Raw genomic sequence first — 14,077 nt, 5'->3', positions numbered from 1 at the left:
TGTGCCTTGATGAGTCGTCAACTATACGAAAGATTTTCAGAAGCTATCCAAGAACAGAAGGATGTTGCTCTCATTACGATTACTCGTCATACTGATAAAGCATTACTTGGTACGTCGTTGCTCTTAGAAAAGGATGGCACATTATATGATGAATATCAACTTCCCTCCGAGTTACAATCCGAAATCATTAAGTGCAGTTTGCCTTTACTGGAGGTTCGCAGAACAAAAACAATTGAGATTCAATATAAGGAAACAAAAGTTGAATGCTTCATAGAGGTCTTTCAAGCTCCGCCTCATCTGATTGTGGCTGGAGCTGGTCATGTATCTGAACCTGTCGCGGAAATGGGGAAGATGCTTGGTTTCTATGTGACGGTCATTGACGATCGAGAGCAGTTTGCAAACAGGGAACGTTTTCCTTATGTCGACAAGGTAGTTTGTGCACCATATATTGACTTTTTCCGTCACGTACCGATTACATCTGAAACGTATATTCTTCTGTTGACACGGGGACATCAATTTGATGTGGTCAGTCTGCAGGAACTGTTGAGACGTGAGGAGGAAATGGAACCCGAGGAGCGAACTAAGTATATCGGAATGATCGGCAGCAGGCGAAGGATTTCTGGTGTGTTTGAACAGTTGAAGACAGAATTCACGGACCATAATTTTACAAACATCTACTCACCTGTAGGATTGGATGTTGGTGCGCAAACGCCTGCGGAAATTGCAATCAGCATTTTGGCGGAAATACTAAAAGTAAAACATACTGCAACGGGCAACTCATTAAAGGAAAAAATCTCTAGCTATTCACAATTAAAATTCCGGGAGAGAGTAAGAAAATGAACAACATGGAGTTCTTCGATAAAGTCATGTCTGTACAAAAAGCAGGTAAGAAGGCTGCGGTTGCTACGGTCATTCGAACGAAAGGATCCACGCCTAGGAGTACTGGAGCGAAGATGCTTATCTTTTCCAATGGAGATATCTATGGAACGATAGGCGGTGGCTGCGGAGAAGGAGAAGTGATTGAAAAGTCTTTTATGGTGATAGAGAAAGGCAGGGCTTGCCAGCATCAGGTTGATTTAACAAAAGGCATCATGTATGAAGATGGCGGAATTTGTGGCGGCATCATGGATGTGTTTATTGAACCGATTTAATCAGTAAAAAATCCAATGCCAGCTTCTTTAATCGTAGAATAATTGATTATTGGATGGAATATATATAAGCAAAGGATATCCAATAATCCTGTGTAAAAAGACAAAAAATGCCAAAAGTATAGCTTGCTGGGCAATGAAGTGTATTTCGCTTTATGCCTTATATTGAGAGCGGTATCAACATTCTTGTTCTGTTTACGGAAAAGAAATGAGCCGCAGTAATCATCTTGAATTTCAGGAGTTTACTGTGGCTTTTTCTGTATAAAAAAATGCGAGAAAAACCTGTTCGAAGCAAAAATGTCTTGTAGGGGGGGTGAAGGAGAATAAAAAAATTTCGGTGTCAGGAACCCGCCATTGGTGAGTAACAAATAAAGTTAATAAAGGGGTGTGGAGTATGTCAAAACAGGCGGAAGAAGTAGTCCGAGGTAAAAATAATGTCCCACCGAATCAGAATAATTTACTGGAAAGATTATTTAAACTGTCTGAACGGGGTACAGATGTAAGAACAGAATTGATCGCAGGCTTAACATCTTTCTTGGCAATGAGTTATATTATTATTGTAAATCCGATGATACTGGCAGATGCAGGAATTCCGCATGAAGCAGCTTTTGCGGCAACGATTTACGCGAGTGTGTTCTGTACGTTCTTATTTGCGTTTTGGGTAAACTATCCCGTCGCTATAGCACCTGGTATGGGTCTGAATGCATTTTTCGCGTATACCGTTGTTATTGGTTTAGGGCTGACTTGGCAAACGGCACTTGGTGCTGTATTCATTTCCGGTCTCGTTTTCTTAATCCTTACCGTTACGGGAATACGGCAGAAGATTGTGGAGGGTGTGCCGACCCCATTGAAGTCGGCAATCGGGGTTGGTATTGGTCTATTCATTGCATTTATTGGTTTCCAAAACGCCGGTTTAATTGTCGCTAATGAGGCGACAGTCATTGGATTGGGTGATATTACAGCAGCAGGTCCATTAATTGCTGCGATAGGTATCGTGATTGCCGGGTTCTTTATGGCGAAGAAAATTAAAGGCGGACTATTGCTGACGATCATCATCACAACCATCATCGCGATGATTGCTGGTGTTGCTGAGGTTCCAAAAGCTGCGAGTGATGTTATCTCTTTCCAACTCCCTAGCGTAGCTGAAACATTTTTGCAGATGGATATTATGGCAGCCGTTGGCTATGGGGTGCTATCTGTTATATTCTCCTTTACGATTGTTGAACTATTTGATAACCTAGCTACATTAATCGGTCTTACTAAGAAAGCTGGCCTGACAGATGAAAATGGTAAAATCCAAGATTTAGATAAAGCACTTCAAGCAGATGCGGTTGGTACGATGGCGAGTGCTTCACTCGGAAGTACAGCACTTAATGCATATGTGGAGAATGCGACTGGTATTTCTGAAGGGGGAAGAACTGGATTAACCGCACTTACGGTAGGGGTTCTATTCTTATTTGCCCTGTTATTCGCACCACTCGTAGGCTTTATCCCAAGTGTTGCCACTGCGCCGATTCTGGTCATTGTCGGTGCATTGATGCTGACAGAAATCACGAATATTAAATTTGATGACTATACTGATGTTATCCCTGTCTTTTTAACAATCATTATGATGCCTTTAACATATAGTATTGCAACAGGGTTGGCATTTGGTTTCATCAGCTATACTGCATTGAAAATGATGACTGGCAGATTTAAGGAAATACACTGGATTGTTTATTTTATCACGATTGCATTCATCATTCACTTTATGGTCGGCGGCCACTAAAATAGGATGTTCAAAATGTCCGGTGAAAATGACTCTTCGCATTTCTTCGTTGGCTTGCTTTTCCGCTCCTCATGTACCTACAAACGTACATTCCGGTGCTCAAAGCTAAGCCGCCTCGAACTGCTCGGTCCTTTTCATCCTCCATTTTGAATACTTACTAAAAAATGATTGTGTTGGAAGGAGGGTGAATAGTGGATAAAAACAAATTAAAAAAGAGAATCGCAGTAGCTGCCAAGAAAACTCCTGCTGACACAGTTATTAAAAACGGTAGAATACTGGATGTCTTCAGCCATGAAATTGTTGAAGCAGATATCGCTATTGTCGATGGTGTATTTGCTGGAATTGGGAGTTTTGCAGGGGAGAAAGTCATTGATGCGAAAGGAAAGTTTGTAACACCGGGTTTCATTGATGGACATGTTCATATTGAATCCGCGATGGTTACACCTGCGGAATTTGCGAATGTTGTATTACCGCATGGTGTAACATCAGTCATTGCTGATCCGCATGAAATTGCAAACGTCAGCGGTGTCGACGGTATTAAGTTTATGCTCGATGCATCTGAAAATATTCCATTAAATGTATTTATCGGTCTCCCTTCCTGTGTTCCCGCCACCCCATTCGAGAATGCAGGGGCCGTGTTGACAGATGAAGACTTACTTCCTTTTTACAACGAGGAACGGGTGATCAGCCTAGGTGAAGTGATGGACTTCCCCGCAGTTTTTCAAGGAAATGATGCGATGCTCGACAAATTGCTGGATGCAGCAAGTAACAATAGAGTAATTGATGGTCATGCCGCTGGGGTTGATGAAAATGGAATAAATGTTTACATGACAGCGGGTATCCGTAGCGATCATGAATGTACAACAGCGGAACAGGTGAGAGACAGATTACGTCGAGGCATGTATGTCATGCTTCGTGAAGGGTCCGCATCCCGTGATCTAAAAACACTGTTGCAAGCAGTGAATGAGAATAATGCCCGACGCTGCTTGTTTGTGACAGATGATAAACATTTGGATGATTTGATTGAAGAAGGAAGCATCGATCATAATGTAAAGATTTCGATTGAGCATGGTATTCATCCGATTACGGCTTTTCAGATGGCGACATTGAATGCTGCGGAATATTTTGGCTTAAAGACGAAAGGGGCTATTGCTCCTGGATATGATGCAGATTTCTTGTTGTTGGATAGCTTGGAAGACGTTACAATTCATGAGGTTTTTGTAAACGGGGAATCGGTGGCGATGAATGGAAAAACTATGCCAAAAATAAAAAATACGCTCACTCCAGCTGAAAAAATTATGAATAGCATTCAGATACATGAAATCTCAACGGACGATCTGCGGTTGGAGATTGGCGAAAATCAGAAAGCAAATATTATTTCCGTCATCCCAAACAGTATTGTGACGGAACATAAAATCGATGCTGTGGATATAAGAAATGGTCTTTTTCAGCCTTCGCTTGAAAAAGACTATCTGAAGCTTGCTGTAGTTGAACGTCATCACCAAACGGGCAACATTGGTCTAGGTATCATACATGGATTAGGCCTGACTTCCGGGGCAATTGCAACAACGATTGCCCATGATTCACATAATATCATCGCTACAGGTACGAATGATCAGGATATAATGTTAGCGATAAATAGTATTAAGGGGATCAATGGAGGGATCGTTGTTGTTCATGAAGGCAAGCTGATTGCTTCATTGTCATTACCTATTGCTGGATTAGTTTCCAATCGAAGTTTTGAAAAAGTATATAGCGACATGCAGCGATTGAATCAAGCACTTGCCCACATTGGATTTTCGGGCGACTTTAATCCTTTCATATTGCTGTCATTCATGGCTCTCCCCGTCATTCCAGAAATAAAACTGACGGATAAAGGGTTATTTGATGTAAAAGAATTTAAGCATATTCCCGTTGAGGCAGGAAAAATTTATAGTAGCAAGTAAGCTTGGCATTCACCATATATCTGGTGGATGCCAAGTTTTTTCTTTTCAAATTCTAATATTTCTATCATAATAAAAGAAACTATTCTGAATAAAAGAGGGGGAGCGAATATGACAAATTTTAAAACAGCAGATATTTGTGATGACTATGCAAGCGAGGTACAAGTTTGTCAATTAGATTTACGTTCATATGGGAAAAAGCGGCGATTTTTCGGAAAAATTGAAACGGTACAGGTGTTTGAAGATAATGTGCTGTTTGAAGAAGCGTTGGAATCTGTTCCAGAAGGTTCGGTAATTGTTGTGAATGGCGGCGGCTCAACAAACTGTGCGCTGATGGGGGACCGTCTTGCAGGTATCGCCGTATCGCGAAAACTCGCAGGTGTGATCATCAACGGCTGTATCCGTGATTCAGCTGATATTGCATCAATGGATGTTGGGGTTTTAGCGCTCGGAACAAATCCATTGAAAAGTAAGAAGAACGGTATTGGGGAGCGGGATGTGAGTTTTACCTTTGGTAATGTCCATTGGAAACCAGGAGATTATGTCTATGCCGATGAAGACGGTGTGATTGTGGCGTTGGAAAAGCTTGTATAAATTGAAAATTACCAAACGCTCCGTGCTGATGCTGAGCGTTTGGTTTCCTCTTTTTAATTTTTCGTGACTTTAAACCTCAACACGGTCTTCAATTTCTCCGTTGCAGTTCTCCTGAAATCCGAAATGTAAATTTCTTTATGGGTTTTCTCTGCTCTATCCAAGTTATTGTCCATACAAAACTGTTCCATCACCTCAAAGGTTTTCGGCTCATCATCGAAGCTCCCGATATGCATCGCTTGGACACATAACCCTTCTGTAATGGATTCAAATTTCACATCGTCTATATTGTGAGGTGCTTTTTTGTTTTTCACTGTATTCACTGCGTAGTCGAATAGCTCGTCTGTTACAAAGTCTGGTTGTCTGATCATCAATTTGTAAACGAGATGGTCTTTATTAAGATAGTCGAGCTTCCTGCCTTCCTCATCCAAATCCCAGTGACCTTCCAAAGGGAAAAAGGTATATTCAAAATAACCTTCTGGTGTCAGCCCTTTCTTCGGCATCATGCGGATGGCATAGGATAAGCCGTAAAGGGTTTCGATGTCCTGTTTGAAAGACTCGCTATTCGGATTGCCCTTTCCTTTTATCGTGAAAAATTTCATTTCTGGGACAGCTATTAGATTAGGTTTTTGTTTCGGTAAATAGAGTTCCTTTGCATGCTTTCTCCATTCGTACTTACTCATTTGCATCAACTCTTTTCTCTTATAAATCTATTTCTATTATACCTCTTTTAAGTAGTTGTGTTCTGATGTATCCGAGAAATATCATCAAAGCGACCCTTTTCATAGATAATTATTTGTTTTTATGTCGTTTTAAGTAATATTATGCAAATTCATTTTTATCTAAACTATTTGAATTTTTATTTTAATATGCTATACTTATACGTGGGTAAGCGCATACATGATAGTCATCCTTATTATTAAAAAATTTAAGGAGTGAGTCTATTGTCGAACAAAGCGGTAGTGTATTCAAAGCCAGGAGAAGTAGAATTAAAGGATATTGGATATCCGGATCTCGTTCTCCGTGATGGACCAGGGGTCAACCCTCTCAATGTTGGTAGAAAGGTAAATCATGGGGTTATACTTAAAGTGATTGCTACTAACATCTGTGGAAGTGACCAGCATATGGTCCGTGGTAGAACGACTGCTCCGAGTGGTTTGGTGCTGGGGCATGAGATTACTGGTGAAGTAGTCGAAGTTGGTAGTGACGTAGAATTCATCAAAAAAGGTGATATTGTATCGGTTCCGTTCAATATTGCTTGTGGACGTTGTGACAATTGTCGTCAGCAAGATACACATATTTGCTTGAATGTTAACCCAGATCGTCCTGGTTCTGCATACGGATATGTGGATATGGGAGGATGGGTCGGCGGACAATCCGAGTATGTACTTGTCCCATATGCTGATTTCCAGCTATTGAAATTCCCTGATAAAGATCAAGCGATGGATAAAATTCTTGATTTAACCATGCTTTCTGATATTTTCCCGACAGGATACCATGGAGCGGTCAGTGCAGGAGTTAAAATGGGGTCCACCGTTTATGTAGCTGGTGCTGGTCCAGTTGGACTTGCGGCGGCACATTCTGCACAATTGCTTGGTGCGTCGGTTGTAATTGTTGGAGATTTGAACGAAGAGCGTCTCGCACAAGCTAGAAGCTTTGGATGCGAAACGGTCAACTTGAGAGAACATGATGATCTCGGCGAACAAATTGAACAGATTCTTGGAGTTCCAGAAGTAGACTGTGCAATCGACGCGGTTGGCTTTGAAGCTAGCGGACATGGCCGTGATGCTGGTGAAGCTCCTGCAACAGTACTGAACTCCATCATGGATATTACGAGAGCTGGCGGCCGTCTAGGTATTCCTGGATTGTACGTAACAGGAGACCCAGGTGCGGTAGACACTGATGCGAAAGAAGGAACGTTGAAAATCCGTTTCGGTCTAGGATTCGCGAAGGCACATCATTTCGTAACTGGACAAACTCCTGTTATGAGATATAACCGTGACCTCATGAAAGCAATCTTCAGTGACCGTGCACAAATCTCGAAAGTGGTTAATGCTACTGTTATTTCCATTGATGATGCTCCTGAAGGGTATCAGAAGTTCGATGGAGGAGCAGCAAGAAAGTTTGTCATCGATCCTCATGGCACGGTCCGTAAACATCTGAAACTGGATACGGCTGATGCTATCGGTTAAAAAACTACCTATTGAAAAATAAATATAGCAACTAATTATACAAGCCCACATTCTAACTTACTTTCTAAGTAATATATTTAGAGTGTGGGCATTTTTGTAATATACTTCAATGAATTTGAAGCGCTTACAAATGTCCGTCCCTACAAATAAGCAATGGTTTATGGAAAGGAGTGTAACCATGTCCGAATTTTTAGGTGAACTGATTGGTACGATGATTCTTATTACACTTGGTGCAGGAGTCGTTGGTGGAGTGGTGTTGAAAAACACCAAAGCAGAAAATTCCGGATGGATTGTCATCACAGTCGGTTGGGGATTGGCGGTGGCGATGGGCGTTTATGCAGTTGGTAATATTTCAGGTGCCCATATCAACCCAGCTGTAACACTCGGTTTCGCTGCAGTCGGGGAATTTCCATGGGAAAAGGTTCCGCTTTATATTACTGCGCAAATGATCGGTGCGATTCTTGGTGCAACGATTGCTTATCTGAATTACTTGCCACACTGGAGTAAAACAGAGGATGCTGGTGCAAAGCTTGCAGTATTTTCGACTTCACCAGCTGTCAGAAGTCCATTTTCAAATTTTCTAAGTGAGATGATTGGCACGTTTGTATTGCTTCTTGGACTTATGTTTATCGGAGCCAATCAATTTACAGAAGGATTGAATCCGTTAATCGTTGGACTATTGATTGTTGCGATTGGTGTCTCCCTAGGTGGTGCAACCGGGTATGCAATCAATCCGGCGCGTGACTTGGGACCAAGAATTGCCCATGCACTCTTGCCGATACCAGGTAAAGGCAGCTCTGATTGGGGATATGCATGGATACCAATCGCTGGTCCATTATTTGGCGGAGTATATGGCACAGTTTTTTATCAAGCATTATTTTTGGGAGAGTTCTCTACACTCTTCTGGATTATGAGTGTACTTGTCCTGATTATCATTGTTGGCGCAGTGAATATGGAAATGAGAAAAGATCTGCAGAAGGAAGAGATAAAATCAAAGGCTGTATAGTATGAAATTTGGATAAGAAATAAATATGCTAAATCGGAGGAATGCATCTTATGGAAAAAGAAAAATATATACTCGCTCTCGATCAAGGTACAACAAGTTCCCGTGCCATATTATTTAATCATAATGGAGAAATTGTGGAGGTTGCTCAAAAGGAGTTCGAGCAATTTTATCCGAAACCTGGCTGGGTTGAACATGATGCGAATGAAATATGGACATCGATTCTTTCTTGTATTGCGAATGTGCTCCGGAAAGCAGACATTGAACCGGATCAAGTCGCTGGAATCGGGATAACAAATCAGCGGGAAACGGCGGTTGTTTGGGACAATAATACAGGTAAGCCGATTTACAATGCCATCGTCTGGCAGTCGCGGCAAACACAAGAAATTTGTAATGAACTTCGTGAACAAGGTTACAATGACCTTTTCCGTGACAAAACCGGTCTGTTGCTTGATCCGTATTTTTCCGGAACGAAGGTGAAATGGATTCTGGATAATGTGGACGGTGCAAGGGAAAAAGCGGAAAACGGCGATTTATTATTCGGCACCATCGATACCTGGCTTGTCTATAAATTATCGGGCCAGAAAACACATGTGACGGACTACTCCAATGCTTCCCGGACATTGATGTTCAACATATATGACCTCAAGTGGGATGATGAGTTGCTGGACATTCTCGGCGTTCCAAAAACGATGCTGCCAGAAGTTCGTTCTTCTTCTGAAGTTTATGCAAACACGGTTGATTATCACTTTTTCGGACATGAAGTTCCGATAGCTGGAATTGCGGGTGACCAACAGGCAGCTTTATTCGGTCAAACCTGTTTTGAAGAAGGTATGGGGAAAAATACGTATGGAACTGGTTGCTTCATGCTGATGAACACGGGAGAAAAAGGAGTAAGTTCCAAACACGGGTTGCTCACAACGCTCGCCTGGGGAATTGATGGCAAAGTGGAATATGCCCTTGAAGGAAGTGTGTTCGTTGCAGGCTCTGCCGTTCAATGGCTCAGGGATGGTCTAAAGATCATCGAAACTTCACCGGAAAGTGAAAGTTTTGCAACAAAAGTAGAATCGACGGATGGAGTCTATATGGTTCCAGCTTTTGTTGGTTTAGGGACGCCGTATTGGGATAGTGATGCTCGCGGAGCACTATTCGGTCTTACACGTGGAACGTCGAAGGAACATTTTATTCGCGCAACGTTGGAATCCCTCGCTTATCAGACGCGGGATGTGCTCGATGCGATGATTCAAGACTCAAATATAGAACTAAAAGCATTACGGGTTGATGGTGGTGCGGTTAAAAACGATTTTCTCATGCAATTCCAAAGTGATATCCTTAATGTCCCAGTAGAGCGTCCAGTCGTCCAAGAAACGACAGCCCTTGGAGCGGCATATCTTGCTGGCTTGGCTGTCGGGTATTGGAAAGACAAAGAAGAGATCGCCAAACAGTGGGTGGTAGAAAAAACCTTCGAGCCTGAAATGGATGAACAGCAAAGAGAAGGGTTATATACAGGATGGCAAAAAGCAGTGGAAGCTACGAGAGCCTTTAAGGTCTGAGGTAGAGGGATAGATTCATAGGAAATGACTTCTATTATCATAGATAAAAGCTAGGACTTTACAGTTCTAGCTTTTTCTAATTACCATGTCTATTGGAGAAATACAAGGACTAATTCACTAACTAAATATATCTTTCATCACGGATTTACGGTATTTAAACATATTTTCCAACATGCTCCGTACGAATACAACGTGTGCAATACAACCGAGTAGAGAAAACGGCATTGCATAATGCACGATATCTTGCATTTCCGTGCCATTTCCTTTTTCAACGAGTCGGTGCTCGTGATGCCAGAAGCGGAAAGGACCAAAACGTTGCTCGTCAACGAACATTTGCCCTTCATCAATATGAGTGATTTCCGTAACCCAATTCAATTTGATGCCAAGGAATGGTCTGATTTGATAATGGATAATCATACCTTCATACATCGCTTGCGGCAGTGGCTCGAGTGGTGTGAGCGACATATTATCAGCGGTGATATTTTCTAATTGAGCCGGGTTCGAAAGGAAATTCCAGGCTTCTTCACGGGAAACAGGTAGATGCTGTTTTGATGTTAAAGTGTAGAGTTTCATTTTGATTTCCTTTCTAGATTCGGTATCGATCGATTCGTGTTGGCTTCAGTATATTTGAAGCAATTGTCTGCGTCAAAACATATGATGAATATATTTTGAGTAAAATGAACTAATATATCCCCTATCAAACTATGATACTATAATCGTTAAACGGATATTTCATCCAAGATATGCTTAGTCATACAACTAAACTACATTAGGTGATTTTATGGAAGCTTTCCCAAAAAGTGTTGAATTTTGTTATCCTTGGCGCAGTTATCAAGCTGAGGTATTGAAAAACTTAGATGAGCATTTGGAAAATAATCATCTTCATTTAATTGCCCCTCCTGGATCGGGGAAAACAGTCCTTGGATTGGAGGTCATGTTGCGTTTAAATAAGCCGACGTTAATCGTTGCTCCTACATTGGCTATCCGCAATCAATGGGTCGATCGGTTTGTGTCATTGTTTTTACAAGTGAATGAAGTACCTGATTGGATTTCGATGGACTTGAGAAATCCAACATTTTTGACAGTAACCACGTATCAAGGATTACATGCGCTGTTTGATGAGAATGGGCATGATGACACCGAGCAGATTGATGATGAGGAAGCGGAAGAAGTAGAGGTTAGTGAAAAGGAAGTCGCTCGTGATAAATTTTTTGAATGCAACTTTCAAACGCTGATTCTTGATGAAGCCCATCATTTGCGGACAAGCTGGTGGAGGACGTTGACGGATGTACGTAAAAAGCTGACAAATCTAAGTACAGTAGCATTGACCGCAACACCCCCTTACGATGTGGACAAGTCCGAATGGGACAGGTATATAGAGTTGTGCGGACCGATAGATGAAGAGATTGAAGTTGCCGCCCTCGTGAAGGAAGGTGACCTTTGTCCGCATCAGGACTATATTTGGATGTCTAAGCCTACTAAACAGGAGCAAGGTCCAATTGAGTTTTATCATAGAGAAGTAGAGCAGTTCAAAAATGATTTATTACATAATGAAGATTTCCAACAATTGATCCAATCTCATCCGTGGATTCAATCGGAAGAATTTGTGGAAGAGAAGTTGGCGAACCATGCTTACTTTATCAGTATGATATTGTACTTGAAGGAAATAGGAAGTAATGCTTGGGAGAAACCGTTCCAGCTTGTCGATGAAAAAGCGGAACATTTACCGGAATTTGATTTGGAATGGACGCAGGAATTGTTAACCAGTTTGCTTTATAAAGATAAATGGGTGGATCCGAAAGAAGAACCGATAAAAAGTATTCGCAAAAAGCTATCAGCAATTGGCGCCATCGAACGAAGAAGGGTACAATTAATTGCTACAAAAGCGATGGAGCGGACACTACTACATAGTACTTCGAAGCTCGACAGCATCAATAAAATAATTTTATTGGAAAAGAAATCCCTCGGTGATTCTTTAAGGTTGGTTATATTAGCAGATTACATTTATGGTGATGATTTACCAAAAAGTAAGGAAGACATTAGCCCTCTCGTTCGGCTTGGTGTTATACCGGTTTTTGAAAGTGCAAGAAGAGAGCTAGGTGAACAGTGCAAACTAGGTGTATTGACAGGTTCCATCGTCATCATACCAAAAAGTTCACTTCCTCTATTAGAGAAAAGTCAGTTAAAGTTTGAAGCAGAAGTATTGGTTCACGATGAACGGTATGTGAAAATCTCTTGGCAGAGAGCTTCCCGGCAGCGGATGGTCCAAGTCATCACAGAAATCTTTGCTGCGGGTGAAATTGATGTATTAGTCGGAACAACCGCATTGCTTGGAGAAGGATGGGATGCACCGAGCGTCAATACGCTGATCCTAGCTTCATATGTCGGTACATTCATGCTGACAAACCAGATGCGTGGTCGCGCTATCCGAATTGAAAAGGGCAATCCGGAAAAGGCAGCAAATATATGGCACCTAGTCTGTGTCGATTCTGCTCTTGAGGATGGAGGATATGACTTGAAATCCTTGAGACGACGCTTTCGTTCATTAACAGGGGTGGATGAAGAATTGCCATTAATTGTCTCCGGAATAGATAGGTTGCGTATTCCGCAAAACGATTATACTAAAGCGACGATTGAGGAAATCAATCAAGAAATGACTAGGCGTGCTATTGATCGAAGTAGGTTGTTTACACGCTGGAAAAGGGCAGTTTCGGAAGGTTCACAGAAACGCGAGGAACTTCAAGTTGATAAAGTCTTTATTCCGAGACCGTTTATTCTCCGTAATACATTGAAATCGCTTGTATTGACGTCTATTATAACAATCGCTTATACCTTTAATGCCCTTGCTGAAAAAATTCGTTTTTCCACGGTTGAATCGAATGAAGGAGTAGTCTATCTAAGTATGGGACTCATTTTCGGTGTGCTCGCATCTTCGCCGTTTTGGTGGAAAGCATTGCGGATATTTCTGTTTAATTCTTCGATAGAGAAAAGGATGAAGTCGGTTGGAGAAGCAATCTATCACACACTTTATGAAATTGGATTGCTTCAAACGCCGCCTTCTGAAAATCGAATATATACGGAACAAGCTCCATTAGGTGAAGTCTATTGTCATCTGGAAAGAGGGACAAAATACGAACAAAAGTTATTTTTACAAGCTTTACAAGAATTACTAGATCCAATTGAAAACCCTAGATACATACTGCATCGACAGTCTGGTAAAACTCTTTGGGTCAAACATGATTATCATGCTTTACCAGAAGAAATTGGGAGAAGGAAAGACTACGCGGAAACGTTCCTAGCTCAATGGCAGAAGAAGATTGGTAAAGCAGAACTTATTTATACAAGAACACCTGAAGGACGAAAACTATTATTAAAGGCCAGAATGCGTGCCATGTCCGCTAAATTTGTCAAACGTTCGGAGCGGTTAAGTGTATGGAAATAGAGGACAGGAATTTTCCTGTCCTTTTATTTATTGGAGATTGAACTGATAGGATTTCATTCGTTTGTGACATTATAGAGGTTCTAAGAACCTGGATGGAGTATAGAATATCTCATTCGGGTCTTTATAAGTGTTCTAAGAGCTCGAATGGAGTGTGGAATCATTCTTTCGAGTCATTATAGAGTTTCTAAGAGCCCGAATGGAGTGTGGAATCATTCCTTCGTGTCTTTATAGAGTTTCTAAGAGCCCGAATGGGGGAGTGTAAAATAAACTGTGTAAGTGAGAGAGCGTACGGCTCTTGCTTCGCAGTTTATTTTTTTATTGTTAGAATAAACATATAAGATTGGGAGGTTATTCTATTGACTAAGTCAAAGCGAGATCAGAAATCAGCTGAACTAGCGAAACAGATTCTAGAAAACTACCAACCAGAGACCGTAGAA

At 41.5% G+C, this 14,077-nt stretch carries 11 protein-coding genes; 9 read left to right on the top strand and 2 right to left on the bottom strand.

Annotated features, from left to right (window positions below; genetic code table 11):
* The first annotated feature begins 9 nt into the window (after nt 1–9).
* The 5 genes from M3210_RS05415 to rraA all read left to right on the top strand — a co-directional run bounded on the left by M3210_RS05415 (nt 10) and on the right by rraA (nt 5,453).
* Nucleotides 10–840 carry an XdhC family protein gene (locus M3210_RS05415; protein WP_251512267.1) on the top strand — a complete coding sequence of 277 codons (831 nt, stop codon included), beginning with the start codon at nt 10–12 and terminating at the stop codon, nt 838–840.
* On the top strand, nt 837–1,151 hold the full coding sequence (locus M3210_RS05410; protein ID WP_251512266.1) for an XdhC family protein: 315 nt from the start codon (nt 837–839) through the stop codon (nt 1,149–1,151). The genes M3210_RS05415 and M3210_RS05410 overlap by 4 nt, the downstream gene beginning before the upstream one ends.
* A 391-nt stretch (nt 1,152–1,542) precedes the next feature.
* On the top strand, nt 1,543–2,916 hold the full coding sequence (locus M3210_RS05405) for an NCS2 family permease (RefSeq protein ID WP_251512265.1): 1,374 nt from the start codon (nt 1,543–1,545) through the stop codon (nt 2,914–2,916).
* 191 nt (nt 2,917–3,107) lie between these two features.
* Entirely contained in the window at nt 3,108–4,862 is a 1,755-nt protein-coding gene (gene ade, locus M3210_RS05400) for an adenine deaminase (protein ID WP_251512264.1), read from the top strand.
* A 108-nt stretch (nt 4,863–4,970) separates the two neighbouring features.
* Nucleotides 4,971–5,453: a ribonuclease E activity regulator RraA gene (gene rraA, locus M3210_RS05395; protein WP_251512263.1), complete on the top strand. Its 483-nt coding sequence runs from the start codon at nt 4,971–4,973 to the stop codon at nt 5,451–5,453.
* 53 nt (nt 5,454–5,506) lie between these two features.
* On the opposite strand, the gene M3210_RS05390 is transcribed toward rraA, so the two are convergent.
* Entirely contained in the window at nt 5,507–6,133 is a 627-nt protein-coding gene (locus M3210_RS05390) for a GyrI-like domain-containing protein (protein WP_251512262.1), read from the bottom strand.
* A 252-nt stretch (nt 6,134–6,385) separates the two neighbouring features.
* Here M3210_RS05390 and fdhA point away from each other — a divergent pair, with 252 nt between their 5' ends.
* The 3 genes from fdhA (at nt 6,386) to glpK (ending at nt 10,198) form a co-directional block, all read left to right on the top strand.
* Nucleotides 6,386–7,642, top strand: a complete 1,257-nt coding sequence (fdhA, locus tag M3210_RS05385; protein ID WP_251512261.1) for a formaldehyde dehydrogenase, glutathione-independent — start codon at nt 6,386–6,388, stop codon at nt 7,640–7,642.
* 178 nt (nt 7,643–7,820) lie between these two features.
* Nucleotides 7,821–8,648 (top strand): MIP/aquaporin family protein, encoded by an 828-nt coding sequence (locus M3210_RS05380; RefSeq protein ID WP_251512260.1) that lies wholly within the window; start codon nt 7,821–7,823, stop codon nt 8,646–8,648.
* 50 nt (nt 8,649–8,698) lie between these two features.
* A complete protein-coding gene (glpK, locus tag M3210_RS05375; protein ID WP_251512259.1) occupies nt 8,699–10,198 on the top strand; it encodes a glycerol kinase GlpK in 1,500 nt (499 codons plus the stop codon).
* A gap of 117 nt (nt 10,199–10,315) precedes the next feature.
* Here glpK and M3210_RS05370 read toward each other — a convergent pair whose 3' ends face one another.
* A complete protein-coding gene (locus tag M3210_RS05370) occupies nt 10,316–10,771 on the bottom strand; it encodes an SRPBCC family protein (protein ID WP_251512258.1) in 456 nt (151 codons plus the stop codon).
* Nucleotides 10,772–10,979: 208 nt separating this feature from the next.
* Between M3210_RS05370 and M3210_RS05365 the strand changes: the two genes are divergently transcribed.
* Nucleotides 10,980–13,640 (top strand): DEAD/DEAH box helicase family protein, encoded by a 2,661-nt coding sequence (locus M3210_RS05365; protein ID WP_251512257.1) that lies wholly within the window; start codon nt 10,980–10,982, stop codon nt 13,638–13,640.
* Nucleotides 13,641–14,077: the final 437 nt, after the last annotated feature.

It is taken from the genome of Oceanobacillus luteolus (assembly GCF_023715655.1).
In the GTDB taxonomy this organism is placed as follows: Bacteria; Bacillota; Bacilli; order Bacillales; family Amphibacillaceae; genus Oceanobacillus; species Oceanobacillus luteolus.
This window is presented reverse-complemented; position numbering and strand designations above follow the sequence as displayed.